Origin of the sequence: Paenibacillus terrigena DSM 21567 (assembly GCF_000374845.1) — a bacterium.
GTDB classification, from domain to species: domain Bacteria; phylum Bacillota; class Bacilli; order Paenibacillales; family Paenibacillaceae; genus Paenibacillus_K; species Paenibacillus_K terrigena.
Window position 1 is genome coordinate 316,753 of the sequence record NZ_KB895414.1, and the last position, 25,917, is coordinate 342,669.

A 25,917-nucleotide genomic window follows, 5' to 3' on the forward strand; every position below is an offset into this window, starting at 1 on the left:
AATTGACTGTAGCCTGACCCTCACCAGCTTAAACTTTATTTCGCTTCTGGATATATACCGGTTTGGTCGATGGCACGTTATTCACGAGCCCAACCCGATCGAGAAGCGTTGCGTCGGTAATGATTTGAAGGGTGACAGGCACATGAAGCTTTTCAGATAATCCAGTTTGGATGTCCTCCATACTCCATCGTCCAGCATCGTGCGAATCAAGTAGAATGTACAAACCCTCCTCTTGCTCCAATACCTTCCATGCATCTGGGGCAGGTGTCAACGAATAGACAGCTTCTTGGATGTCATAAGCATCTAGAATGGTATCACCGATCACGATTCGATCCTTACTTCTGCCGTAATGCACCAACTTGCCCATTGCTCGTCCACAAGCACACATGGAAGGTTCAACGGAGATAATATCTTCATTAAAGTATCGCAACAGAGGAGAAGCTTGATGAGAGAGCGTTGTTATCGCCGCAAACCCTCTCTCCCCTTGAGTAACAGGACCTGAACCATCTTCATGCAGCACTTCTACGCAAAAATCTTGTTCCATGATATGCATCGAGCCAAACTCACACATGGCTGCAATATTCGCGGTTTCAGTCGAACCATACATATTGTATACAGGTACACCCCACAGCTTTTCTATATGCTCTTTGCGTTTATCGCTCATTAACTCACCGGCAACGCAAATGGCCCGTAGCGCTGGTAAATCTTTGAACACATCCAAACCGATGAGACGCGCTGTCTCAGCCAGAAGCTCCATCTCGCGCGGAAGCCCTGCTAATACGGTGACTTGTAGGCGCTTCATTAGACTTAATACTCTCGGGTATGGCGTAACTACCGTACGTCCGCTTGCAGGTACAACCCCTGCTCCTGTGTGCCAGGCAGCTTGCTGCATTAAGAAGGCGGGTAGCGCCAAGGCATACGGGAATCGAATCAGCACAAGATCATCCGCTGTCAATCGAACTCCACATTCCTGCAGCTGTCTTCCGCCTACTCGCATATCTTCTTGCGTGAACCAAGAAGCGGAAGGTTCTCCGGTTGTACCCGTGGATTCGTGGTATTGGGCAATCTTACTTATTTCGACAGCTAGGTGTCCGAAAGTACCGGCATTCCGAAGATCTTCTTTCGTTGTCAATGGCAGTGTTTGGATGTGTTCCATTCCGATATTATCGATGTCATATTTCGCTAATCGATCCTTATATAGAGGGGATTTCGTTAGGCGTACTAATAAATTCTTGAACTTTTCCTCCCGCTCCCTCTGAATATCGGTCATAAGGGCACCTCCTCTCGGCGTTACACGGCGCTTTGGGATGGCTAATGCGAATCCTTGGCCCCATGCTCCTGGCCGCCTTAATTGAATATTCGCGTTGCTTTGCCAAAAGTACGAGGAATATCATGTCTGATTTCCACTTCGCAATCAATCCCGATTCGGTCTGCCATATGCTTCCGGATTTTCGTTGCCAATTGCTCATCTGTTAATTCCGTCCGAAACGGTTCGGCTTCAATCTTTAATGATCCCTGATTCAATTTGAAGTGATACCACATACCCACATCCGGAATTTCCATCAAGAATTGTTCTAACATGAACGGTGAATAGTCTTCATCCCCCAATCGAAGCATGTTCTCCATTCTTCCTCTCAGATGCAGGACGTCCATCGTGATACCACAATCACATTTGGATTTCTGCAAATACCCGATATCCCCACTACGGTAACGCACCATTGGCATGGCTTCGCGAAGCAACGTCGTTACAATGATTTCTCCCGTCTTGCCGTAAGGGAGCTTTTCCATCGTAATTGGATTAATGATTTCGACTTTTACATGTCCTTCCATCACGTGATAACCTTTGTGCTCACTGCATTCAACCGCAACGACGCCGCATTCGGTCGATCCGTAGAAGAAGGATACTTCGCATCCCCACCATTTTTCCAAACGCTCACGGAATTTATTGGAGCAGCCTTCACCTGTAAGCAATATTTTTTTCAATCGTATATCTTCTCCGATTTTTATGCCGAACCGCTCGCTTTCTTCAGCCAAAAGTGCCGCATAGGAGGGGGTCGTAGTCAGAACTGTAGCTTGGAACTCCTTCATCAATTCTAATGACTTATCGACGGGAGCCATGTAACCGCCTTTGCCAAGTGACAGTACTGCCGTTCCAAAAGCAAATTGAAACAACCGCTGAAATCCAAGTCCAGGCAGAGCAAATTCATAAGGTAAGGCGATGGCCGCCACATCAACATCCGTTTCCTTAAACAATTCCAAATATTTCGGCAGCAAATCATAGACATACTGATCAGCTAACGAGTACGAGGTATAAATAGGTTTTCCCGAAGTACCGCTCGTGAGGTGAACCTGACCGATTTCTTTTGGATCTAAGCATAAGATTTTCTGCTTATCGCCTCGAATGACGTCTTTATTCAATAGAGGTACATTTGTTAATTGCTCCAGACTTTCAATTTGTGGCACTGTAAAGCCTGCTTCTTCCAGCTTTGAGCGATAATATTCATTTCGGTCCCAAATATGAGTAAGTGTTGCGTTAATCGCTTTTAACTGATAATCTTCAATTCTTTGCCGAGGCAGCTTCTCAATGGTGCTTCCATCCTCATCCAATTGCTTGAAAAAAGCTTTGAATTGTTCTAAATGGGATGTATGGTCGTCCACGGATACCTTCATTTTATGGGTTTGTGCTTTCATAAAAATCCTCCTAACCATTTCAATCCAAACCTGCGGCATGGTAATTCGTCTAGCAATCTCTTATTGATTACTTGTGGTGTAGTAGATACGCTCCCTCCTCCCTAGTCACCCTAATATGAAATGCAAGCAATGTCAGGCTTGACTCGGACAGCCGTATATCTTCTAAAAAGTGATTATTTCATCCAATCATAGTAATAGGGCCTCACATATCGTAACAAGTATATAGTCTTCGAAATCATGAGAAGTTAGCATAGAGAAACTCGGCTTTCAAAGAATGACGAAGCAAATTGGAGGTTAGGTAAAAATGTCATATGACAGCAATCCTGATAAACAATTTAAGGAAGCAATAAAGCTCCATCAAGATGGGGTTGAAGGAGACAAAAAGGCAGCGAAAAGAGCGAATGAGAAGCTTTTAAAGCTCCGTGAGACCCAGCCTCATAATGCGCTTATTGAAGCCTATTACGGTAGTTCATTAGCCCTCTTATCACGTGATGCCGTTAAGCTTGTTGAGAAAGAAGAAAAAGCACTAGAGAGTTTGGAGGTATTGAATCATGCAGTAACAATGGATCCGAACGAAAAAGAAATTCGCTTCGTGCGCGGAAGCGTCTGCCTGCAACTGCCCGAGTCTTATTTCTATTCTTCGAAAACAGCGATCGAGGACTTCACATTCCTCCTTGACCGTTATCATCAACAAGGTTCAAATTACCTAACCCAAAAACAAGTCAGAGAAGTACTTCGAAACCTGAGTAAAGCCTATCAAAATATCGGAAATCAGGACAAGGCGAATGAAGTCTTACAGCGTCTTGCCTCCATGCATCCGAAAAAATGATGATTAGAACCATGCAAGCGAGCGATGTGATCATGCATGAGTACAGAGAGGATGAAATCTAGTGACAAACCTTAACACCAGCGATATGGAAGGATCAGACTTGAATGAGACCGAAAATAACCTAAGTTCCGTGTCAATTCTGGAGTCTACTCCGTCTGACCCGTTCAATGAGAGACTCACCCTAGCTATCCAACTTTATATGGATGGCGTAGCTGGGAATGTAACTGCTGTTCAAGAAGCACATCGGATTTTAGAACAGCTACGCGTCGATTATCCAGATAAGCCTCTTGTTGATGCTTACTATGGCAGCACAATGATACTGATTGCAAGAGATAAAACAGAGGCTTTTGATAAATTGAAATGGTCAAAACAAGGATTGAAAATGCTCGACAATGCGGTAGCCGCTGCCCCACACGACAGTATGATCCGGCTGCTTCGCGGCAAGTCCTCTTACAATCTCCCAGAGCAACATTTCTATCGGACGAAGACGGTGATTGAAGATTTCACCCTCGTCCTCAATACACAATCTGACACGCTAGACACTGAAAAACAATTAGAACTCATCTATGAACTCGGTGAGGCTTACAATAGGATAGGTCAGAACCAAGAGGCGGCTACGCACTTTAGAAGATTGGAGAGTCAAACACAAAGTTCGGCATGGAAACAGCTATCCAAGCAAAAACTGCAAGCGCTTGAAGGAAAACCAGCAATTGAAAATCTACCAAACTTCAGTCCCACTTCCATTTTGATTGAAGCTACTCGGTCTGTAGGCAGCGCCCTCCTTACCTGGGCTGATGATGAAAAGAAGAAAGAAAAGAAGAAAGAGAAGAAGAAAGAAATAGACCAACAAAAAGCAGAAGAACGGGCTAAAGAACGGGCTAAAGAAAAAACTAAAGAAGAAGCGAAAGAAAAGGCTAAAGAACGTGTGAAAGAAAAAGCCAAAGAACCGGCGAAGGAAATGACCAAGGAACTAGCGAGAGAAAAAGCCAAAGAACTAGCAAGAGAAATGGCCAAAAAACTTGCGAAGGAAAAAGCCAAAGAACTAGCGAAAGAAATGGCCTTAAAGAAGAAAAAGAAATGACCTTTAAGAAAGACAACTGGCGAATTCACATCAGACTTTACCTCAGGGGTTCCGTATTTTCGGAAGGAGGTGAGATACATGTCTACTAAACACAGCAAATTCCTCAAGAGTTTCCTTGAATCTGCATTAAAAAGCGGCGCGAACAACATCGGCAGACAACTTCTAGATGCAGTGAATGATGAAAACCAACCAGCTGATGTTGTTTTAGGGAGAGTCGTAACTGCCCTTAAGAGCGGTGCCGTTGCAACTGGCCAAGAAGTGTTGCGGACTGGACTTAGTCAGCTTAAGTAGTCAACTTGCTGATAGGAGTTTCACGCAAATATCCCCAAATCTAGAAGGGGTTCTTGACAAAATGGGTTGAGGATCTTGTCCTCAGCCCATTTTGCTGTATTTATATAGTTTTCGTTGAATGGAAGGGCACCAAAATCTCCCGTTAGGAGAGTATCACTTTCTGAATCGGTGATTGATGAATTAAAGGAAGGAATATTATCTACATGCTCGGAAAGAATGGTTGAAAGTAGAAGACAACTCGAACATCTCTGTTACTGTGGCTGTTGACCACCGAACTGTTTTTTCTTCATTCTTGTGCCCAGTATGATGATGGCGACATAGATTACGATGGCAATCGAATCTATGAACGTATCCGTAAGCCCCGAAGCGTCTAGCAATGCCGTTACGCTAAGAATGACCAACAGTCGGACGATCAGGATCACCACGATCATCCATGCGGCAAATCGGATCTTTAACGACTCACTTTGGAATGACATGAAAATGAATGCGATGCCGATGACCAGATTTTCCGCCGTGATAATGTGCCAAACATACGTGAATACCGTCTGGGTATCCATGGATATCGCCTTAATGTCAAGCGTCGGTAGCACCGCGGATTGCCCGTTCCATGCGTGCGTGACGGCAAACAGCATCGCAAGAACACCTGCAATTAGATAATAAAAATTACTAACCTTGATGTTCATCACAACCCTTCTTGGAAATTCCCGGTTCATTCTTTCGGATATCCATGTAAATCTCGCGGACGAATTCTGTCAACCGTTGGTCGCTTTCATTATTAAAGTCTCTTATCGTTTCGGCTGCCATGTTGAGTAACTGACTGACCATTTCCAGATGGGCAATCTTCTTGCGCGTTTCTACGTTCTTGGCATCGAGGAACGTAGCAACCTCTTCGCAGTAAGCGGGGTCGATATTTTCCATCTTACGGAGACTTAATTTCCCTCTGATTTCGTCAAGTGAAAAGTCCGCATACTGCATGATCTGAATATTCATCAAGTCTATGAGGTCGTCCTTCGAATACCTGCGGTACCGATTGTCTTTCCGGGACGGCGAGACGATCCCAATCCGGTCATAATACCGAAGCGTATCCTTCGATATCCCAAGTATCTGCGAAGCCTCTTGGATAGAGTAAAGTTTTTCCATGAATTAAGAATATCATTGGAGTTGACTTCAATGTCAAGTCGTTTTATTTTTTCTCGATGCGTATTGAAGCGAGGAATGAAAGATTGAATCTGATTCATAACGATACGGGTTGTTTGGTTTTCAAGTAACTACGAATAAATAGTATTGTTTTTATCCCCCCAATAAGAAGCAATATTATAGGATAAATAATCAAAAAATGACCTAATCCTGTTGAAAACCCTATAATAACAGACCAAGACGCTGAGATAAGTCGAGGAATAAATATAAGTGCCCCAACGGGCAACAGCACATTAAAGATGAATAGAACTGGTATAAACCTGAGCATAAACTTAGACTTCAACGAGAATCTTTTTTCCCATTTCAAGAGGTTCATGACAGAAAAGATGAGTAAGGTAAGCAGGATCACTACGACTATACCGACTGTTAAATAGAACGATGTAAAGCTAGGTAAATTCTGAACTGAAGCGTTCTCTCCCTTTAGAATTTTGTAAACGCCTTGGAAAACGTCGTCATAACTCACAAAAGGATCTGCAGCGTTAAACAACGTCACGATACCGTATTCTCCATCAAACATCATATCTGAACTGAAATTCTCTGTTCCTCCATTGTGCCAGACGATCTCATTATCAACGACAATCCATCCCATTCCATAAGAAACTCCCTTAACAAGGGATACAGCAGGCTGATGCATGAGATCGGTTAATTTCTCTGGAAGGATAGCAATATTGCCAAGCTGACCCTGATTCATTTGTGCTATCAAATAATTAGACATGTCTTTTGCTGATGAAATCAGGCCGCCTGATGCAATGCGTGCCTCGGGATTACGCAGATTGGTTGGCATCATCGCTCCAAACAATGACTGATATCCCTGTGCCAAACCGTTTGATTCTCCCTCCTTTAAAGACGTGAAACTATGCTTCATATCTAAAGGCTTGAAGATATGCTCCTTGATATAGTCTCCAAAGCTTTGGCTGGAAACAACCTCTACAATCCTTCCCAATACATCGTAGTTAAGATTGGAATACTGGAATAGGGTACCGATTGGCTCAGCCAAGGCAATGTCACCCATCTCCTCAATGTGTTGTTTCAATGATATATCCTCTTTTTCCAAGGCTCTGCGGCCATCATATGTGGAAAAACCGCTATTTTGCACAAGCAAGTTACGAACTGAGATTCGGGCGGAATCTTTTTCACTGCTAATCTTGAACTGGGGCAAATATTTTCGTACCGGTGCATCCAAATTGATCTTCCCTTCATCAACCAACTGCATGATCGCAAGCGCGGTAAAAGACTTGGAAGTGGAACCGATCAGAAACGGGGTATCCGGAGTAACAAGGCGATCATTCGGGCCTGCATTTCCGTACCCTTGTAAATAAATAATCTCCTTATTTTTGATAATTCCTATGGCAGCGCCGGGAATATGAAGTCGTCTCATGGCCTCCTTCATATATCCATCAATCTTTTCATGATCCAGACCCGAGGCCGCATGAGCAGGCTGTCCACTAAGTTGAAGAATCAGCATAATCGTTGCAACCAGGCAGAATATCGCTCTATGATAATATCTACAATTTGATCTTATTTTCATCTGACGATGCTCCTCATTCAAGATTAGTATTACCTTTATCTACTAAGAAGAAAGATAAGGGGATTATCCTATACTTTTTAATGATTCAATCATATCAACACCAGCAAGAGCCTTGATCGTCACTCCTCCTATTTTGTATTCTTTCGTTACGTTTTTGAATTCGATTAACGTTTTCATTTTCACGTCTCCTTCGTTTCCTGAGATGGAAATAGTCAAACTGCCAACCGGAATTCGACCAGCTGCAGCGGAAACTTGATTTACCATCCCTATTGCTCCAGACCTGAATTAAATTACCATATTATTCAAATTGATTATACGAAGGCAAGAGAAGGGAAACACCCATCTACAGTCTCCACTTCAGCTAGACCAAAGTCGGGTTCAAACACAAAAAAAACACGCCAGTATTTGGCGTGTTTACCTGACTTCATGAATAGTCAGGGTTTTTTCGTTATGTCAGAGCGCTACTGCCTATAGCGGATACTTGTCCATATAATCCAGCAACTCGTCCACGGTTGTGAAAGCGACTCCTGTTACGGTGTCCGCGCAACCGTAGTAAATAGCGATTCGGCCTGTCTCTGCATCTGTCAAGGCTGCGCATGGGAAGGTTACATTCGGTACATCTCCTACGCACTCATACAATGTCTCAGGTCCTAAGATATAGTTGCGCGAGCGGGCCAATACCTTCCAAGGCTCATGAATATCCAGCAGCGCTACGCCCATCCGATACACAAACCCGTTACATGTGTTAATTACACCATGATAGATCAGCAGCCAGCCGCGATCCGTTTCAATCGGCACAGGTCCCGGACCAATCTTCTTCGATTGCCATGCTGAAGCATCGGAATTAATCGTTCCCATCACGTAGCGATGCTTACCCCAATACGTAAGATCTGGACTCTCGCTAAAGAAAATATCTCCGAAAGGTGTATGACCCGTATCGCTTGGACGGCTCACCATCGCGTATTTGCCATTGATTTTACGCGGGAACAGCACACCATTCCGGTTATACGGCAAGAACGTATTTTCCAGCTGGTGGAAGGTTTTGAAATCATACGTATACGCAAGTCCAATGGTTGGACCATGATATCCATTGCACCAAGTGATATAGTATTTGTCTTCAATCTTGCAAACGCGCGGATCGTAACGATACTCACGCTTCGTAATATATTCGTCACCTTCAAATTGAATGGCATGATCTTGAATCTCCCAATCAATCCCGTTCTTACTAAAGCCTACGAAGATATCCATACTGACGGATCTGGAATCGCAACGGAAAACACCTGCGTACCCATCTTCGAAAGGAACAACTGCTGAATTAAAAATACTGTTTGAGTTCAACTGTCCGTCTCGCTGAATAATCGGATTCTGAGTATACCGCCATACTGGCGCCTTACAATCATTCGGCTTATCCTGCCACGGCATATTTGCTAACGCTTCACCAATAATTTTACTCATCCTGTAATCCCCTTCCTTATCGCTTCAATATTAATACAATACCATACCACCATCTGCAAAGATTGTAACTCCGGTCACATAGCTGGCCTCTTCCGATAATAACCATGCCACCGGTGCAGCAACTTGTTCAGATGTCCCCACTTTGACGGCATGCACGAGCATGAACGTGGGTAGATTAGCTTGGAGAACAAGCAAATAAGCATTTTCATGGTAGACTTGAGGGAATTGTAAACTCCGAAAAATCAAGAAGCACCGGAAATATCCGGTGCTTCAATGTTTCACTGCCTAATTGATTCATAGTGTTATCTAGCCATTTACAGCATAATAAGGTCCCGAGACAACTTATTCAGCCTCTCGCACCCGTTGTCGGTCACAAGAACCATATCCTCAATCATGATCGAGCCTACGCCGTGGCCATAATAGGGTGTCTCCAAGCAAATCACCATGCCCGAGCGAAAAATGGCTTCTTCCGATGGACCGATAAAAGGAGCTTCCTCTGCCGCTAGGCTTAGTCCTGCGCTATGTCCTAAATGGCCTCGGTTATAGTGTGGAAGTCCCGATCTGCGGATGAGCGCCATCACTTCATGAAAAGCGCTGCTCATCGGTCGCCCAGGTTCAATCATCTGTAGGAGACGGTCGTGCCCCGCCCGCAATGCATCGTATACGCGCTTCACTACATCGGATGGAGATCCAAGTACGAATGTACGGGCGATATCCGAACCGTATCCTGCCACGTCGACACCTACATCAAATTTAATCACATCTCCCGGCTCGCACGGACGAGTATCAAAGCGATGCGTTGGTGCGAAATCAGCTCCGACAGATATCATATGAAAGCGGGCATTCGAGCCATCCTCATACTTCATTAATGCTGTCCTAAAGTCATTCACGATTTCCAAGGCAGAACTGCCCGCGCGGATCCGGCGGACCGCTTCCGTCATGCCTGATTCTGCATACGTGCAGGCCTTACGCAGTTGCTCAATTTCCCACGTCGTTTTGATAGCACGCAACACTGTAAATATCCGATTCGCTTCCACGAGCTCAGCCTTGTGGATCGCGTTCTGCAGAGCCAAGACGGCGGAATGACGCATGTCGCCTAATTCAACAGCGATCTTGCCGCGGGATACGCCATGTTCATCGAGCACCCGTTGGAGCAATCCGAACATTTCATCCGCCTGGGGAGAGACGGGACGTTTGCCTTCGAACGCTCCCCCCGTCAATCCGTATGGATCGTCGATATCAACCCATGTAGGGTATGTTCTGATCTCGCAGGGAGGCAAATCATCTGTCGCTACGCCCGCCGCCTCAAAATCATTTACGATCAATATGGTCTTATGGTCTGGATTCCGAAACATGACAGCAAGTGCAACTTCATTCATGCGCAGCGTATACATGAACGTGCTTGGATGCCCGGACAGATAGTAGAAGTTCTCGCAGGTCGATGCAACGATCGCATCGATCTGTTCCTTTTCCATGATCAATCTTGCCCGTTCTGCTATATTGTTAAGATGTTCTGGGTCGATACGAACCACGACTTCAACTCCCTCTATGTTGAACCAAGACTTGCCTTGCGGTTAGTCCGGTTGATGCGCCATCTGTCGCAAAAATTTACGCGCTCGCTCGGTTTTGGGATGGTCAAAAAATTGCTCTGGCGTCCCTTCCTCCTGAATGACGCCATCGCTCATGAAAATAATTCGGTTCGCGATTTCACGCGCAAATTTCATCTCGTGCGTCACCACTAGCATCGTCATCCCTTCCGCAGCCAGCTGCTTCATCACAGACAAGACCTCGCCAGTCAATTCCGGATCCAGTGCGGACGTCGGCTCGTCAAACAACATAATCTGCGGATTCATGGCAAGCGAGCGTGCAATGGCTACCCGCTGCTGCTGGCCTCCGGAAAGCCGGGACGGATATTCGTCTTTCTTGTCCGCCAATCCCACTTTGGCAAGCAGGGCTTCACCCACAGCATTTGCCTCATGCTTGGGCATATTTTTGACGGTGATCGGAGCCATCGCGACATTTTCCAATACAGTCATATGCGGGAACAGATTAAAGGATTGAAACACCATGCCGGTTAATGCGCGAATATCCTTCAACGCTTGTTTTTTCTGTTTTATGTTCATCGTGGCATCCCATTGCACACCGCCAACCTGGATCGTTCCTGCGGTAGGTTCCTCCAATCCATTGATGCAGCGCAGCAATGTGCTCTTGCCAGATCCGCTCGGTCCAAGCAAGACGACGATCTCTTGCGAACGGACATGAAGGTCAATCTGTTGTAATACAGTCAAATGGTCGAATTGTTTGCTGAGACTTGTTGCTTCAATCATGCTTACACACGTCCTTAATAAGCTTTGGATAATTTGACTTCGATGCGGTTAAGGATATTGGAGAACAGTAGACTCATCAGCCAATACATTAGGGCAATCGCAACATAAAACGGCATAGCCGTATAATATTGGGCGATAAGCAATTGGGCGGATCGCAGCAGTTCCGTTACCGTAACAATCGACACGAGCGAAGTCTCTTTTAACATGCCAATAAACGTGTTGCCCATCGGGGGAATGGCCACCCGGGCTGCCTGTGGAAGAACAACCTTAACCATGGTCTGCCATGGCGTTAACCCGAGTGAGGCCGCCGCTTCCGTCTGTCCTTTATGCACAGAGAGTATCGCGCCGCGGAAAGTCTCCGACAAATAAGCGCCAATATTGATGCTGAGCGAAATGTAAGCCGCTGTGAGCGGTCCGAGCGTAATACCGAAATCAGGTAAACCATAGTATACGATAAAAATCTGTACAAGAATCGGCGTTCCGCGAATGATGGATACATAACCCTTAGCCAGCGTGCTAATCAGCCAATTTCCTTTTAGACGAGCGATCGCCGTAATCAGTCCAATGATTAATCCAAAGAACATAGAGACGACCGTAATCAGCATCGTATAGTAAGCACCAGTTAACAAGAAATTGATGTTCTTAAAGACGAGTTCCATGCATAAAGCCTCCTGTTACGCTCCTCGTTAAATGTTCGGTTCAACATCAAACCACTTCTTGAAAATGGTCTTGAACGTTCCGTCTGATTTCATCTCATCCAATGCTTTATTGACCGCTTCCACAAGCTCCGGATTGCCTTTGCGAACCGCGATACCAGCAACATCTTCCTTAATCGGCTCACCTACAGCCTTCACTTTAAGCTTGTTTTTTTGCAAGATCGGTTGGATCGCAAATGTATTGTTAATGGTGGCATCGATTCTTCCCGTGTTCAAATCCATTAATGAAGTGATGACATCGTTGTACGTTGCAATTTCGAATTGTCCGACCTTGGGAATCGCGACATCACGCAAATATTTCTCGTCGTTGGTTCCAAGTCCGACGCCAATTTTTTTACCCTTGAAATCTTCCAACGAATGAATGTCACTATTGTCACTCTTGACGATCACGTTAACGGCATTTTTAATATAGGGTTCGGAAAAATCCATTGTTTTTTTGCGGTCCTCTGTGATCGTGACTTGGCTAACTAGGGCGTCGTACTTATCCTTTTGCAGCCCTTCAATCAAGCCAGAGAATTCGCCTGTAATAAATTCCACTTGCACGCCTAAGCGTTTTCCAACTTCTTTAGCCACATCGGCATCAAATCCATCCACTTCATTTTTATCATTCATAAAGTTGTATGGCGCATAGGTGCCCATTAATCCTACTCGAATTTTACCGGATGACTTGATTTTTTCCAGCAGGCTGGCTGGGGCGGCAGTTTCTGTTTTTTCCGTTGACTTGGCCCCGCATCCGACTAATGCCAATGCCAAAATAAGTAATAGAGATATTGCTTTGAATGCAGGTTTTCCTTTTAACAACATGGTTGATACATCTCCTTTATTCCTCAATGTTTAAATGATCCTAGTAATCCGCCGAATTCGAACTTTGCGGTTTCCGCAGCGATTTCCGAAGGAGGATATGCTGATTGAAAATCGACATCATGCATAGGGCCGAACAGCCATTTGGCAAGTACACCCGTGATTAAAGAGACAAGGATATTGACACGAAGAGACAAGTCCCCCGTGTCTGGAAGCATCCCTAACTCAAGTGCCCGCTTGACATTTTTATTAAAAGCTTCCTCGAACGCAATCCAGGTTTGCGATACGGCTTCCCGCACCGATGGATCTGCGCCTTGGCCTTTGATCAGCAAGAATGCCATCAGGTAGCGGTTCTGGTCTGCGAATTCGAACAAATCCGTTAACAATCGCGTGGACGATTCCAACATGTCATTTACAGTCCCTGCATGATTACGATAACCTTGTTCGATCACTTTGATTAAACTTTGTTTACCGTCTTCAATTAGTTGTAAGGCAAGCTTCTCTTTGCTCTCGAAATACCAATAGAACGTACCTTGTGATACCCCGGACGATTTAACCACATCGGATACCTTCGTATTGTGGTACCCTTGACGTGCAAATAACGCAAGGGCCGCCTGACTCAATTGCTGCTGACGATCCGGATCGCGATTCGAACTCGTAGACAATGACACAACCTCTTTTCTATTAACTGACTCGTCAGTTAGTAAATTCCGATGGGATTACTATACTTTAATGCAATTCTGATTGTCAAGCTCTAATTACCTTAGATACCCTATCCTACACCTACGACAAAATACAAAAAGCGATGCAGATTAGATCTGCACCGCTTCCTCCTCCACCCTCATCCTAATCGTGGAAGTTCATTCCATTCGTTACCGCTGTGACATACCCTGTGCGAATGACAAAATCTCCAAAGTGCTCTCCCTGATTCCGATCAACCGCATAGTGCTGAATCATCGGTCTTAACGTATCGATAATGTCATCTTCGCCAATGTTCTCGCGATATAGCTTGCTCAGACGATCCCCAGAGAACCCCGCGCCTAAATACATATTGTACTTGCCAGGTGACTTGCCAATGAACGCAATCTCGCCTAGCGCTGGACGCGCGCACCCGTTAGGGCAGCCTGTCATGCGGATATTAATTTCTTCATCCAAAATACCGGCTTCCTCAAGGATCGGCTCCAGCTTATCGATGAGTGTCGGCAGATATCGTTCCGCCTCGGCCATCGCAAGCCCGCAGGTTGGTAGTGCTACGCAAGACAACGCACTCCGGCGCAATGCCGAGTACTTCGAACCTTCGGCAACGCCGTACTGCTGCAGCAAGGCTTCTACGGCTTTCTTCTTCCTGGTGTCTACACGCGCGATCATTAAGTTCTGATTCGCCGTCAGGCGGAAATCCCCCGTGTGTATCTTCGCAATTTCACGCAAAGCTGTTCTCAGCTTGTAGCCTTCTCCATCCGCGATACGACCGCTTTGAACATAGAGCGTCAAGTTCCATTTGCCATCCTTGCCTTTAACCCAGCCGTAACGATCTCCCGTATGTTCGAATGTAAACGGACGCGCAGCTTCCAACTTCCACCCTAACCGGTCATGCAATTCATCCACGAACCAGTCTAAGCCATGTCGATCGATCGTATATTTGAACCGGGCATTCTTCCGAACGGAGCGATTCCCGTAATCACGCTGGATCGTAACTGTCTTCTCCGCAACGTCCAGAATCCGGTCTGGCGTTACAAAACCGATGCTCCGAGCAAGCTGAGGATACGTACTTGTATCGCCATGTGTCATGCCCATCCCACCACCGACGACGACATTGAATCCGACGAGCTTGTCGTTCTCCACGATCGCGATCAATCCAAGATCCTGCGAATAGACGTCAATATCGTTAGACGGCGGTACCGCAATCCCAATCTTAAATTTCCGAGGCAAATAGACTTTGCCATAAATCGGCTCGACTTCCACAACTGCTTCTTCTTGCTCTAGACTGTCGACCACCTTTTCCCCATCCAGCCAGATTTCATGATAGGCAGGTGTCTTCGGCGCCAAATGTGTCGTCAGCTGTTGCGCCCAGTAGTACACCTCGCCGTGTAAATCCGATTGGTAAGGATTTGGGTTGCACATGACATTCCGACTCACATCGCCGCAAGCTGCCAATGTCGTCAGCAGCGCTTCATTGATATCTTGGATGGTCTGCTTCAAATTCCACTTCAAGACGCCATGCAGCTGGAATGCTTGCCGTGTCGTTAGACGAAGGCTTCCCGTGCCGTATTTATCCGCTAGTTCATCCATCACAAGCCATTGTGCGGGAGTAGACACCCCGCCTGGCGTAACAACACGCAGCATAAATTGATAGTAAGGTTCTAATTTCTGCTTTTCCCGTTCATTACGATAATCACGATCATCCTGCATATAGCTACCATGGAACTTCAGAAGCCGATTATCCAGCTCAGGCAATCCGCCCGTTATTTGATTCGCCAGCGACTCCGTCAATGATCCTCGTAAATAGTTGCTTTCTAATTTCAATTGTTCCACGTCACTCGGCGGTCCACCAATAGGCTCCACCTTTTGCTTATTTACCATGGCTATCAGCTCCTCTACTTGCATGATGCGGTCATGTTATTGCACCGATTGAACCTTGTGCCGAAGCACAAGCGCTTAGTATACATCACGTTGGTAACGCCCCTGTTCTTGCAGCTCGGATAGATACGCAGCTGCCACCTCGGGCGATTTGCCGCCATATTGCCCAATAATTTCAATCAATGCGGCTTGAACGTCATGTGCCATATACTTCTCATCTCCACAGACATACACATGTGCACCGTCCTGCAGCCAGTTGTATACCTCTTCGCCATGTTCCAGCATGCGCTGCTGTACATATACCTTTTCTTCCGTGTCACGGGAGAATGCTACGTCCAGCTTCGACAACACACCTACCTTCAACATGCGCTGCCAATCCGTCTGATACAGGAAGTCTGTGACAAAATGTCTGTCGCCGTAGAACAGCCATGATTTCCCTGTCGCACCCAGCTCTTCGCGATCCTCAAGAAACGCACGAAATGGGGCAACGCCCGTACCAGGTCCAATCATAATGACTGGCGAATCTGGATTAACAGGAGGTTTGAAATTCGGATTCTGTTGAATAAAAATCGGAAGTTTATCGCCCGGCACCAATCGTTCAGCGATATATCCTGAAGTTACGCCTTTGCGCTCGCGGTCATGCGCCTCGTATTTCACCTTACGAACGGTCAAATGCACTTCATCAGGGTGTGCGTTAAGGCTGCTCGCAATCGAATACAAACGAGGCGGCAGCTTACGAAGCAGTGTCGATAGATCTCCCGGGGCAATTGTCCACGGCTGGAAATCACGAAGCAGATCAAGCAAGTCGCGTGCTTTGACATATGCTCTCAACGCCTCTTGATTGCCTGGGTTCACCAGCACTGCCAATTTGTCGCTGTCGGAGAAGGCAACGGCTTTCTCCAATAAAGGCTTCGTTAACACGGTAATTTCATAATAGTGCAGAAGTGCATCACGTACAGAAGAGGTCTCTCCATTCTTACCAGTAACAACGACCTCCTCCGGATTCCACTTCAGAAGCGAGATCAGCTCATCCACGAGTGTCGGATCATTCTGCGGATATACGCCAACCGCATCGCCAGGAGAATACGTCAAGCCCGAATCTTCTAACGAAATCTCCACATGGCGCGTCTCACGATCGGATCCTCTTCCGTTCAAGTCTAGATTCTCCAGCACTTCTGCCATATACGGGTTATTTCGCGAATAAATTGGTTCAACAACATTGGGTTCAACTGACGCGCTAGCTGCATTCGTAGTCACATTCGAGGATGTAGATGTCGCAGCTGAACTCACCGCGCGGTTAACAGATGCAATCCAACCTGCAGCAGATTCTTCAAAATCCACATCGCAATCCACACGATCTGTGACTCGCTCTCCCCCTAGCTCCGCAAGCCTTGAATCGAAATCTTGACCTGTTTTGCAGAAAAACTCATACGATGTATCACCCAAGGCAAGTACCGAGAATTTTATGCCATCAAGCTTCTGAGCACGCTTACTATGCAGATATTCATGGAATGTCAGTGCATTATCCGGTGGATCACCCTCACCATGTGTACTGACAAGTACGAATAGATAATCAACCTTCTTTAACTGATTTGTCTTATACTGATTCATTGCCGACAGTGTCACTGTGATACCTTGCGCTTTCAAACTCTCTGCCAACCGACCTGCTAGTCTCTGCGCATTCCCAGTCTGTGAGCCGAACAAGATCGTCGCTTCACGCGGGACTTGCGTCACGACGGATACTGGTGCTACTGTAGGTATCGCCGATATGTCGTTTACCGTCAATGGTACTGTCACCGTATTCGCACTCACCATACGATAAGCAGATAAATAACCACCTAGCCAGCTTATTTGGACATCCGTTAAAGTTGGGAGCAACTTATTAATTAGCTCTGTTTGCTCACTTGTAAATGGACTATTCGTAACTTGAAGTTGCAACACGAACCACCTCACAAAAATATATAAAATCCGATAAAAGCACTAGGTATTATTTAATATTTATACTAAAACAGATTTGCAAAAGGTTCAACCTAAATATCGACAATTATTTATTAGATATTTTTAGGTTTTTCATATTTTTACTTATAAAGCTGTAAATGCTATGAACCAGGCTAGATTTACCTATTAAAAAATGCACCCCCTGTGAATTCATTGATCTACCCGAGGGGGTAATACCCATGATTTTAGGAGTGCATTTTGTTGATTTCCGTTATTCTATACTTTTCAAAGATTCAATTATGTTGATTTTGGTGACTTTTCTTCACCGGGGTTCTCACCCCCTAAGGTTTCCACCAATTAAAAAACGCAACCCTCATTAAACTGTACCCCTTGTAAAGGACATTCTAAAAAAGTCTAGGCAGATTGAAGAAGATGATCTCTGTATTGAACAGGGGTCATCTTTTTTAAATTCCATTGGTATCTGTAGTGATTGTAATAAGTCATGTAGTCTTTAATCTCCCGTTTTAACTCGTCCAAAGTCAAACAGGGTTTAATGGAGGCCTGATCTTTAAAATGACCGAAAAATGATTCCTGAGGTGCGTTGTCCCAGCAGTTTCCCCGCCTGGACATAGACTGCTTTAAATGCATCTTCCTCACCATTTTTTGAAAATCTGGATGTGTATAATGTGATCCTTGGTCAGAATGAATAAAGGCCCCCTCTGCTTTCTTATACCTTCTGTTTTTCTTAAGCTTAACGAGGGTGGCTGTTGCTAGATCCATTGTGATTCGGTCTGATACATGATAGGCTACGATCTCATTAGTCGAACTGTCTTTGATGGTTGATAGGTAGGCTTTCTTGCCTGAACCGTACAATAAATAGGTGATGTCCGTCAGTAATACCTTACCAGGAATGTTCTGCTTAAACTCTCGGTTTAGCAGGTTGGGAACGACCCTGTGCTCTTGGGTAGCCTTCATCATCCTTTTATATGGATTAGCCTTTCTGAAAGGGCACACAATGCCGTACTTCTTCATAATCCTCCTAATGCGTTTCAGATTGTAGACAACCTTAAACTGCCCCTCTAGTGTCATCTTAATAGAACGGGCACCTTTCTTGCGTTTTTTGAAATGATAAGCTTTTAAGATGACCTCTTTTACCTGTTCATCTTGCTGCTCACGTTGGCTTCTCTTTTGTTTTGCCTCGGAAGACCAGTACCTGTAATAACCGCTCCTAGAAACCTCAGCTATCTTACATAAATAGTTGGCCATACGATGGAGTTGATACTTCTTGATAATGGTATGGATTAGAATATATTTTTGGTGAGGCGACAGCCTTATTTCTTGCTCTGCCCCCTTTCCGCAAAACGAATCTTTTTTAACAACTCGTTCTCCGCTTTTAACAAGTTGTTCTGAGCCTCCAACCTGGCATACTTCTCTTCCAACGTCAGTTCTCTCGTGAGAGGTCTTCCAGATCCTTGGCTTCTCGTATCCTGCAGGCCTAAGACACCGTTCTCCTGGTAACTCGCACGCCATCTCATCCCCGAGGATTTGACTCTTTGGATCCCAATAATTGTTACGTCAAAACCACATTCCTCAAATATTTCTCTCGGCAATTTGCCTTTGTTATTCTCTGAGATAAACAATTGCTTAAATGCATCCGTATACGTAATTGCCTTTGACGATACAGACTTCACATAAGGATTGTTAGATAACAGCTTGATTTCTTTATCCGTGAATATTTTCTTGCTCATTTCATTTTTCCATTCCCATCTTTTCTGATATAAACAAAAGTACCCTACCGAGAGACTTTTTTAAAGTGTCTTCTCGATAGGGTACAGTTTACATCAGGTTGCGTTGTGTTTACAATTTGGTGGAGCCTAGGGGGATACCCGCTCGTCTAACTCGCTATCCTTTTCAATGGGATGTCCCATTCCTGATTTAACTTGCTGCCGTAGATTACTCGACGAGGACTACCTTATAGGTAGAATAAGACGCCGTGCTCCTTCATTAGAAGTTTTATCTACGAAGCATGCTCTTTTCATTTCGTCCGCGCGGACTGAACCCGGGGGGTTCTCACCCCCTAAGGGCTTTCCACCAATTAAAAAACGCAACCCTCATCAGGTTGCGTTGTGTTTACAATTTGGTGGAGCCTAGGGGGATCGAACCCCTGACCTCATCGCTGCCAGCGATGCGCTCTCCCGCCATTGGGTATTTCACAACCACAAAAGATTCAGAACTAGTTTAGAATTCATTAAGACACGTATTGACGTCATCCATTCGATATTTCTTTTCATCCAATGTACCTATTGTTGAAGGCACATGTATTCTGTGAAAGGCAGCCAATAATACATTACATAATATTCCAGTCCCATTATTCAATTGTCAATAATATTTTACATACACAATATCTTATTTTCATTTATAATGAATAGAACTTTTATAGTGATATTCTGGAAGTAAGTTAGATTTCATGCGGATCACCTTTAGGAGTGAATATATTTCTTAGAGACTTGGTTGAATTTTTTATGATTAATATATTCAGCACTTTTATTTTCATAAAGTGGGAAAATAGAGGGTTTATTTTGATTTTCGACGTGAAATAATGCTTTCTCAAAAGAGACCGTTCAGAGTGTCGACAAAGTCGACACTCTGTTATTATTGTGTAAAGTAATTTTTGACTTTGGATTTAAAATATTCGACCTTGCTCAAGCCTCCTTGTATTTTAAATGATAAAGTTACTTGTCTCACAAAAGATCCCCCCACTCTTACTATAGAGAGTAACGTTTTGTAACGTTCAATAATACCTTCCCATAATTTAGGTAAATGTGGTAAACAACAAAAAAACGGCATTTCTGCCGTTTATTAAAAGTATGGATTGTCAGGGGCTCGAACCCCTGACCTCATCGCTGCCAGCGATGCGCTCTCCCTGCTGAGCTAAGCCCCCGTGATAAATCTTACTGCTGGTATTTAATTCTTTTGGGGTTGTTAAATACCCAACCACGTACTCCCAGTTGGGTGGTTCACTACCCCAAAATCCCTCATGCTTCTTCAATACGCAAAACATCTAACTGTTAATCCACATTGTAGCAAGGTTTCACCTAGATTGTTAGGTCTTGTTCGTATGTTCCCAGGTTATAATGACTTTTCCTTGGGTATGTCCTTCTTCTAAGTATCGGATAGCTTCCTTTACTTCACTCGATTTGTAATATCTGTCGATGACCGGTGTTACTTCTCCAGCTTCTAGAAGCTTTTGCATCGTCACAAGATCCCCTTTGCTCCATGTCGCCATAAACATCATCATTTCTTGGCTTACGAACCGTGACAGCAGAATCCCTCTGAGCGAACGAGCCAGTGGCCCAAGCCATCGGCCCTTGCTCTGCGATCCGACGATAACGAGGGTCCCCTTAGGGCTCAGTACACGTCTGCAATTTAAGAGCGAACGATTTCCTACCGTATCGAAGATTAGATCATAACGACTCTCACTTTGGGTGAAGTCCTCTTGGGTGTAATCGATGACATGATCAGCGCCGATTGATCGAACCATGTTTACATTCCTCGTGCTGCACACGCCGGTCACGTTCGCTCCTAAGGATTTGGCTATCTGCACGGCGAAGGTGCCCACACCACCCGAAGCACCGTTAATCAAGACCTTCTGCCCGGACTGAATCAGTCCTTGATTACGAAGACCTTGTAGAGCGGTGAATGACGCGATCGGAACAGCTGCTGCTTGCTCAAAGGTCATATTGGCTGGTTTCTTAACTAGCGATCCTTCGGCTGCACATGAATACTCGGCAAAGGCTCCTTTGCACACACCGAATACGTCATCTCCCGGTCGAAACTCCTTCACATTCTTGCCCACCGCTTCGATCCGACCTGCTACATCTGTTCCTATAGCATTGTTCTTTGGTCTGCGCAGCCCTGTCTGCATGCGCATGATATAGGGCTTGCCTCTCATGAAATGCCAGTCCAATGGGTTTACGGATACCGCATGAACTTTGACCAATACTTCATTGTCCTTGGGAATAGGTTTTTCTATCTCTTTGAGCTGAAGAACATCTGATGAGCCATACTTTGTGTATACAATCGCTTTCATATTATTCCCTCCTAGAATGAATGACCGGTCACGATCATCGGGCAAGTTATAACCCTTTAAGCCACTTATTCAATATGCTAGTAGTATATCTGCTACACGGTTTTGAATTATAGCTACTAAAGTATTGTTTTAGCATAGTGTTGTGGTTAGGAGGGTGGACATTCTATAGATTACAACAAACCTAGCTTACGAGCACGAACTATAGCTTCGGTGCGCCTTTGAACCTGTAGTTTGCCAAAGATACTCTGATTATGCCCTTTCACCGTACTCAAGGCGAGGAAGAGTCGCTCGCTAATCTCACGATTCGATAGTCCTTGCGCAATAAGGTGCAGTACTTCTAATTCACGCTCACTCAATGGATCGATAAGGTGATTGGCAGACTGGACTAGGCGCCGATTAGATTGGACTTCACTTTTCAGTTCCTCTGCTCTCATCTCAGCCAGCAACTTGCTTAAATAGTCTGGCATATCTCCATATGTAGCTGCTTCGCACAATAATCTATTCATTGCAATACCTTCGTCAACAAAAACTCTAATGAAACCGCCACACTCAGCCTCTGTCAGAACGTCTGCCAGTATTTGCATCGCCTTTAACTTTTCACCATGCGCATGCAGTGCAATTGCTTGTAGAATGAATACCTTGAGCCGTTCATCTTCCCATCCCTTTGCTTCAATCTGCTCCGTCATTGGACCCAGCACTGCAAGTGCTGCGGACGTTTCCCCTTGTGCAAGATATACCCGAGCCTCGCTGATGGGAAGATCATACTTTTGAGTCCTATCTGCGGCTTCAGTCAGATTGCCCTGACGAAGTAACAAAAGTACATGTATGGCAGCGATTTTGGGTACCAGCAACACAAAATTATGTTTTCGAGCTAAATGATCCGCTTGAGCCAATATAGCGGATGCCCCGCTCGTCTCTCCCCGAATCATCTTCAGTCTTGCTAGAAACAATTCTCCTTCAATTGCTCTATCCATATGTTCAAACCGTTTCGCTAGTTGGACACTCTGTTCTCCATGTAGCAAAGCAGCATCCAAGTCGTTCCATTCATAATAAATATGGGCTAAGCCCTGATGCGCTTCGCAAGCAACCAGCAAGGGAAGATCACCTGTCATATTTAGAACTCGCCAATAGGTCTCAAACGCAGTATAAAGCTGGTTTTCCGCTTCTTGTATGTTTCCTAAACCGAGTGTTGCCATAATGGTTATCATGACATGCCCGATCTTCTGACTGGCCGATAATGCCTCGGTATACGACTTACCGGCTTTAGTACGATCCCCCTGAAGCTGGTAAGCATAACCCATCGTCCAGAGGGTGGCTGTTCGAACGGGCAGGTTGTCTGGGTTCAAATATTCCAATGCACGACGTGACTCGGCAAAGATGACTTCTGCTTGATTATTGCTGACAGCCAGCGTGGCACGTATGGCGGCAATATGTCCGATAAGGTCCTTCGTCTTTTCTTCTTGCTTGACACCCATCAGGGCTGTCTCAGCTGCTTGTAGTTTCTGTTCAACACCGATCAATTTGCCTACCATCAGTAACGCGGAGGCAAAAATCACCCATAGCGATGGCCATGCATTAAGTTCCTCGTTTGATAAGGAATCCAGCCAATTCACTACCGGGAACACCTCTCCACGAAAATGTAAGGGCATCTCTTTTCCTTCTATTAGACGAGCGGCGCGCCCGATATCCTTCGCGACAGCGGCATGGTGAAAAGCTTCAATCCCCAGTCCATTGTCTTCATGCCAGATGCTGGCGCGTATATGTAAACCCCTTACTTTATCGTTTATATTTGAGCTCATGCTCTGGTACAGTCGATTTCGCAGCAATTCAGCAAACAGATGGTGATAGCGGTACCAACCCCGCTCCTTGTCCAGCGGGATTATAAATAGGTTGGCGCGTTCGAGATATTCCAAGATTTCTTGCCCAGAAGTAGAAGGGACAATAGGCTCCACGACTCCATTATGGAGAATGGCATCACAAAGGGGGCCACACAACCTATCGAGGATGGAGGTGCGCAGCAAGAAAGTCTGAATGCATTCAGATTGTTGTTGGATTACTTCATCAACCAAATAGTCTAGTACGTAATGGTGACTGCCAGTGAAAGATTTAATGAAGCTATTTGGATCTTTATGCCCCTGCATGGAAAGTGCCGCTAATTGCAGACCCGCAATCCAGCCTTCTGTGCGAGATTCAAGCAGAGTGATGTTTTCGGATGAAAGGTTTAGCCCCATTACCCTGCTTAGAAATTCGGCCGTTTCGTTGAAGGTAAAGCTCAAGTCGGCTGTACGCACTTCGGTTAGTTGGTCTCTGGCACGCAATCTAGCCAAGGGTAGACGGGGAACTTCTCGGGTGACAATGACCAGATGCATCTGTGGCGGCATATGTTCGAGCAATAAGGAGATGGCATTGTCAATCGGCAAAGCATCTATAGCATGATAATCGTCTAGGACGAGTATGAAATGATACGAAATGGAGGTTATTTCATTGAGCAAGGCAGTTATTATCGATTCAACCGGTAACGATTGAGCGGAGTGGATCAAACCTAACAACCCTTCTCCAATATTCGCCGCAATCGTCTGTAGAGCAGTAATGAAGTATCTCAGAAAGCGGACAGGATCATTATCTGCTTCCTCCAGTGACAGCCATGCGACCGGTTGTGAGCACACGGCGAGCCATTCCCTGACGAGCGAAGTTTTTCCATAGCCTGCGGAAGCCACGACGAGAGTTAACTTACGGTGCATCCAATCATTCAGATGCTCAATTAGGCGGGGGCGTAAGACGACATTTGAACGAGGCGCAGGGATATATAGTTTAGTGGATAAAATTGAATTAGACATCATAACCACCGTTCTGCGCTGTCAATCGCGCGGTTTGAATATTTATTATTAGGTTCGACGTTTTAATTGATTTTACCTTTTACATACTTAGTCAGCATTTCAGTGAATTATGGCTAACCCCCGCCTTTTAGGGTGCAAACCATGGTTGCGTTTCCGATAACTCTAGATCAACACTCGATTCAACACTTAATCAATTAATCCTTATAACCAGCCAAATAAAGACTGACGTGTTTTTTGTATCCCATTCATAGTTTTGGGAATAGAAGGACTTAATTAATAAGTTGACATAACAAAAAAACGGCATTTCTGCCGTTTATTAAAAGTATGGATTGTCAGGGGCTCGAACCCTGGACCACATGATTAAGAGTCAAGTGCTCTACCAACTGAGCTAACAATCCACAAATATAAAATTTTGGTGGAGCCTAGGGGGATACCCGCTCGTCTATCTCGCTATCCCTTTCAATGGGATGTCCCATTCCTGATTTAACTTGCTGTCGTAGATTACTCGACGATGACAACCTTAGCGGTAGACTGAGACGCCGTGCTCCTGCATTAGAAGTATTTCTTCGAAGCCTAATCATCCATTACGTCCGCGCGGACTGAACCCCAGGGTTCGCCCCCTAAGCAATCCACCACAACAAAAAAACCACGTCCGAAGACGTGGTTAATATTCATTGTGGTGGAGCCTAGGGGGATCGAACCCCTGACCTCATCGCTGCCAGCGATGCGCTCTCCCAGCTGAGCTAAGGCCCCATTTGCAGGACAAGCATAGCATAATTCGAAAAAAGTTGTCAATACAAAAGTTGGATAAACTCGGCGGACTATAGATCCGTTATACGTCGAATACTAACCCATCATAACGAATAGGCGGACACAGAAGCCTTTATATGACCTATGTGAAGCCCCTCAAGGCTCCAAACCAATACATAAGCGCGCTACAGTCCGTTAGATCCGAATTCCAAGCAATTTTGGCGCATATAACGTACTTGGTGTCCATTATCCATTACCACCTGCATTACTCTTACCCACAACCATGCGCGCCAAGTCCTACTTATTCATCAATCGTATGCTTCGATAACAACCCCGTTAGCTCTTTCATGAACATATTAATGTCCTTGAATTGACGATACACGGAAGCAAAACGCACATACGCGACTTCGTCCACCGGATAGAGCTGCTCCATCAGAAGCTCACCGATTGCACGGCTCTCTACCTCAGGATTTGCTGTGTTCCGCAATGCCTTCTCGACTTCAGAGACGATCATCTCCAGACGCTCCATCGGTACGGGTCTCTTCTCACATGCGCGAATGAGGCCACGCAATACTTTGTCACGACTGAATTCTTCGCGGTTACCTTCTTTTTTGATGACAATGAGTGGCGTCTCCTCGATCATTTCAAAAGTTGTAAACCGTCGACTGCAGCTCTCACATTCTCGACGACGTCTGATGGATCTATTCTCGTTAGCAGGCCGTGAATCCAGCACCTTTGTCCCCGAATAATCGCAATGCGGACATTTCATAAATAAATTTCCTCCGTCTCAAATCAATTACTTTAAATTT

General features: G+C 45.2%; 20 protein-coding genes, 3 tRNA genes and 2 pseudogenes. 3 read left to right on the forward strand and 22 right to left on the reverse strand.

The features are described 5' to 3' along the window. Positions 1-28 precede the first annotated feature (28 nt). Together C558_RS0109420 and C558_RS0109425 are read right to left on the reverse strand one after the other, a co-directional pair. Positions 29-1,270: a phenylacetate--CoA ligase family protein gene (locus C558_RS0109420; protein WP_018756012.1), complete on the reverse strand. Its 1,242-nt coding sequence runs from the start codon at positions 1,268-1,270 to the stop codon at positions 29-31. Positions 1,271-1,347: 77 nt separating this feature from the next. Further along, positions 1,348-2,691 carry a phenylacetate--CoA ligase family protein gene (locus tag C558_RS0109425; RefSeq protein WP_018756013.1) on the reverse strand — a complete coding sequence of 448 codons (1,344 nt, stop codon included), beginning with the start codon at positions 2,689-2,691 and terminating at the stop codon, positions 1,348-1,350. 304 nt (positions 2,692-2,995) lie between these two features. Between C558_RS0109425 and C558_RS0109430 the strand changes: the two genes are divergently transcribed. The 3 genes from C558_RS0109430 to C558_RS0109440 all read left to right on the forward strand — a co-directional run bounded on the left by C558_RS0109430 (position 2,996) and on the right by C558_RS0109440 (position 4,892). Next, positions 2,996-3,520 carry a tetratricopeptide repeat protein gene (locus C558_RS0109430; RefSeq protein ID WP_018756014.1) on the forward strand — a complete coding sequence of 175 codons (525 nt, stop codon included), beginning with the start codon at positions 2,996-2,998 and terminating at the stop codon, positions 3,518-3,520. A gap of 61 nt (positions 3,521-3,581) precedes the next feature. Then, the gene (locus C558_RS0109435; protein WP_018756015.1) at positions 3,582-4,601 is read left to right on the forward strand and encodes a hypothetical protein; all 1,020 of its coding nucleotides are present in this window, start codon (positions 3,582-3,584) and stop codon (positions 4,599-4,601) included. A gap of 78 nt (positions 4,602-4,679) precedes the next feature. Beyond that, positions 4,680-4,892, forward strand: coding sequence for a hypothetical protein (locus C558_RS0109440; RefSeq protein ID WP_018756016.1), 213 nt, complete (start codon positions 4,680-4,682; stop codon positions 4,890-4,892). A 251-nt stretch (positions 4,893-5,143) separates the two neighbouring features. On the opposite strand, the gene C558_RS0109445 is transcribed toward C558_RS0109440, so the two are convergent. The 20 genes and pseudogenes from C558_RS0109445 to nrdR all read right to left on the reverse strand — a co-directional run bounded on the left by C558_RS0109445 (position 5,144) and on the right by nrdR (position 25,877). Beyond that, positions 5,144-5,575: a hypothetical protein gene (locus tag C558_RS0109445; protein WP_018756017.1), complete on the reverse strand. Its 432-nt coding sequence runs from the start codon at positions 5,573-5,575 to the stop codon at positions 5,144-5,146. Next, entirely contained in the window at positions 5,559-6,032 is a 474-nt protein-coding gene (locus C558_RS0109450; protein WP_018756018.1) for a MerR family transcriptional regulator, read from the reverse strand. Before C558_RS0109450 ends, C558_RS0109445 begins: the two co-directional genes overlap by 17 nt. A gap of 94 nt (positions 6,033-6,126) precedes the next feature. After that, entirely contained in the window at positions 6,127-7,617 is a 1,491-nt protein-coding gene (locus tag C558_RS0109455) for a serine hydrolase domain-containing protein (RefSeq protein WP_018756019.1), read from the reverse strand. A gap of 87 nt (positions 7,618-7,704) precedes the next feature. Next, a pseudogene (locus C558_RS33710) lies at positions 7,705-7,794 on the reverse strand (ABC transporter ATP-binding protein); the annotation flags it as partial. 291 nt (positions 7,795-8,085) lie between these two features. Further along, a complete protein-coding gene (locus C558_RS0109465) occupies positions 8,086-9,072 on the reverse strand; it encodes a glycoside hydrolase family 130 protein (protein ID WP_018756021.1) in 987 nt (328 codons plus the stop codon). A gap of 30 nt (positions 9,073-9,102) precedes the next feature. After that, positions 9,103-9,210, reverse strand: a pseudogene (locus C558_RS33080) (SDR family oxidoreductase); the annotation flags it as partial. 176 nt (positions 9,211-9,386) lie between these two features. Beyond that, on the reverse strand, positions 9,387-10,604 hold the full coding sequence (locus C558_RS0109475; RefSeq protein ID WP_018756023.1) for a M24 family metallopeptidase: 1,218 nt from the start codon (positions 10,602-10,604) through the stop codon (positions 9,387-9,389). 42 nt (positions 10,605-10,646) lie between these two features. Beyond that, positions 10,647-11,399, reverse strand: a complete 753-nt coding sequence (locus C558_RS0109480; RefSeq protein ID WP_018756024.1) for an amino acid ABC transporter ATP-binding protein — start codon at positions 11,397-11,399, stop codon at positions 10,647-10,649. A gap of 14 nt (positions 11,400-11,413) precedes the next feature. Further along, positions 11,414-12,058 (reverse strand): amino acid ABC transporter permease, encoded by a 645-nt coding sequence (locus C558_RS0109485; protein WP_018756025.1) that lies wholly within the window; start codon positions 12,056-12,058, stop codon positions 11,414-11,416. Between the two features lie 27 nt (positions 12,059-12,085). Beyond that, positions 12,086-12,919, reverse strand: coding sequence for a transporter substrate-binding domain-containing protein (locus C558_RS0109490; RefSeq protein WP_018756026.1), 834 nt, complete (start codon positions 12,917-12,919; stop codon positions 12,086-12,088). Positions 12,920-12,942: 23 nt separating this feature from the next. Further along, the gene (locus tag C558_RS0109495; RefSeq protein ID WP_018756027.1) at positions 12,943-13,581 is read right to left on the reverse strand and encodes a TetR/AcrR family transcriptional regulator; all 639 of its coding nucleotides are present in this window, start codon (positions 13,579-13,581) and stop codon (positions 12,943-12,945) included. Positions 13,582-13,762: 181 nt separating this feature from the next. Then, on the reverse strand, positions 13,763-15,496 hold the full coding sequence (gene cysI, locus C558_RS0109500) for an assimilatory sulfite reductase (NADPH) hemoprotein subunit (protein WP_018756028.1): 1,734 nt from the start codon (positions 15,494-15,496) through the stop codon (positions 13,763-13,765). 75 nt (positions 15,497-15,571) lie between these two features. Next, a complete protein-coding gene (locus C558_RS0109505; protein WP_018756029.1) occupies positions 15,572-17,431 on the reverse strand; it encodes an assimilatory sulfite reductase (NADPH) flavoprotein subunit in 1,860 nt (619 codons plus the stop codon). A 414-nt stretch (positions 17,432-17,845) separates the two neighbouring features. Further along, positions 17,846-19,179 (reverse strand): IS3 family transposase gene (locus tag C558_RS33085; RefSeq protein ID WP_156826052.1). Its coding sequence is split into 2 segments (ribosomal slippage): positions 17,846-18,792 and positions 18,792-19,179, totalling 1,335 coding nucleotides; the frame shifts between segments, so codons are not numbered across the junction. 1,120 nt (positions 19,180-20,299) lie between these two features. Then, positions 20,300-20,366: transfer RNA gene (locus C558_RS33715), tRNA-Ala, on the reverse strand. Positions 20,367-20,534: 168 nt separating this feature from the next. Then, entirely contained in the window at positions 20,535-21,521 is a 987-nt protein-coding gene (locus C558_RS0109520) for an NAD(P)-dependent alcohol dehydrogenase (RefSeq protein WP_018756032.1), read from the reverse strand. A 170-nt stretch (positions 21,522-21,691) separates the two neighbouring features. Beyond that, positions 21,692-24,358, reverse strand: coding sequence for a winged helix-turn-helix domain-containing protein (locus C558_RS0109525; RefSeq protein WP_018756033.1), 2,667 nt, complete (start codon positions 24,356-24,358; stop codon positions 21,692-21,694). A gap of 325 nt (positions 24,359-24,683) precedes the next feature. After that, a tRNA-Lys gene (locus tag C558_RS0109530) sits at positions 24,684-24,756 on the reverse strand. Between the two features lie 279 nt (positions 24,757-25,035). Further along, positions 25,036-25,111 (reverse strand) — tRNA-Ala (locus tag C558_RS0109535). 298 nt (positions 25,112-25,409) lie between these two features. After that, the gene (gene nrdR, locus C558_RS0109540; protein WP_018756034.1) at positions 25,410-25,877 is read right to left on the reverse strand and encodes a transcriptional regulator NrdR; all 468 of its coding nucleotides are present in this window, start codon (positions 25,875-25,877) and stop codon (positions 25,410-25,412) included. Positions 25,878-25,917 lie beyond the last annotated feature (40 nt).

Coding starts and splice junctions, on each gene's coding strand:
- C558_RS0109440 (WP_018756016.1), top strand. CDS start 4,680: ATGTCTACTAAACACAGCAAATTCCTCAAGAGTTTCCTTGAATCTGCA.
- C558_RS0109485 (WP_018756025.1), bottom strand. CDS start 12,058: ATGGAACTCGTCTTTAAGAACATCAATTTCTTGTTAACTGGTGCTTAC.
- C558_RS0109425 (WP_018756013.1), bottom strand. CDS start 2,691: ATGAAAGCACAAACCCATAAAATGAAGGTATCCGTGGACGACCATACA.
- C558_RS0109430 (WP_018756014.1), top strand. CDS start 2,996: ATGTCATATGACAGCAATCCTGATAAACAATTTAAGGAAGCAATAAAG.
- C558_RS0109520 (WP_018756032.1), bottom strand. CDS start 21,521: ATGAAAGCGATTGTATACACAAAGTATGGCTCATCAGATGTTCTTCAG.
- C558_RS0109525 (WP_018756033.1), bottom strand. CDS start 24,358: ATGTCTAATTCAATTTTATCCACTAAACTATATATCCCTGCGCCTCGT.
- C558_RS0109465 (WP_018756021.1), bottom strand. CDS start 9,072: ATGAGTAAAATTATTGGTGAAGCGTTAGCAAATATGCCGTGGCAGGAT.
- C558_RS0109445 (WP_018756017.1), bottom strand. CDS start 5,575: ATGAACATCAAGGTTAGTAATTTTTATTATCTAATTGCAGGTGTTCTT.
- C558_RS0109490 (WP_018756026.1), bottom strand. CDS start 12,919: ATGTTGTTAAAAGGAAAACCTGCATTCAAAGCAATATCTCTATTACTT.
- C558_RS0109420 (WP_018756012.1), bottom strand. CDS start 1,270: ATGACCGATATTCAGAGGGAGCGGGAGGAAAAGTTCAAGAATTTATTA.
- C558_RS0109455 (WP_018756019.1), bottom strand. CDS start 7,617: ATGAAAATAAGATCAAATTGTAGATATTATCATAGAGCGATATTCTGC.
- C558_RS0109450 (WP_018756018.1), bottom strand. CDS start 6,032: ATGGAAAAACTTTACTCTATCCAAGAGGCTTCGCAGATACTTGGGATA.
- cysI (WP_018756028.1), bottom strand. CDS start 15,496: ATGGTAAATAAGCAAAAGGTGGAGCCTATTGGTGGACCGCCGAGTGAC.
- nrdR (WP_018756034.1), bottom strand. CDS start 25,877: ATGAAATGTCCGCATTGCGATTATTCGGGGACAAAGGTGCTGGATTCA.
- C558_RS0109480 (WP_018756024.1), bottom strand. CDS start 11,399: ATGATTGAAGCAACAAGTCTCAGCAAACAATTCGACCATTTGACTGTA.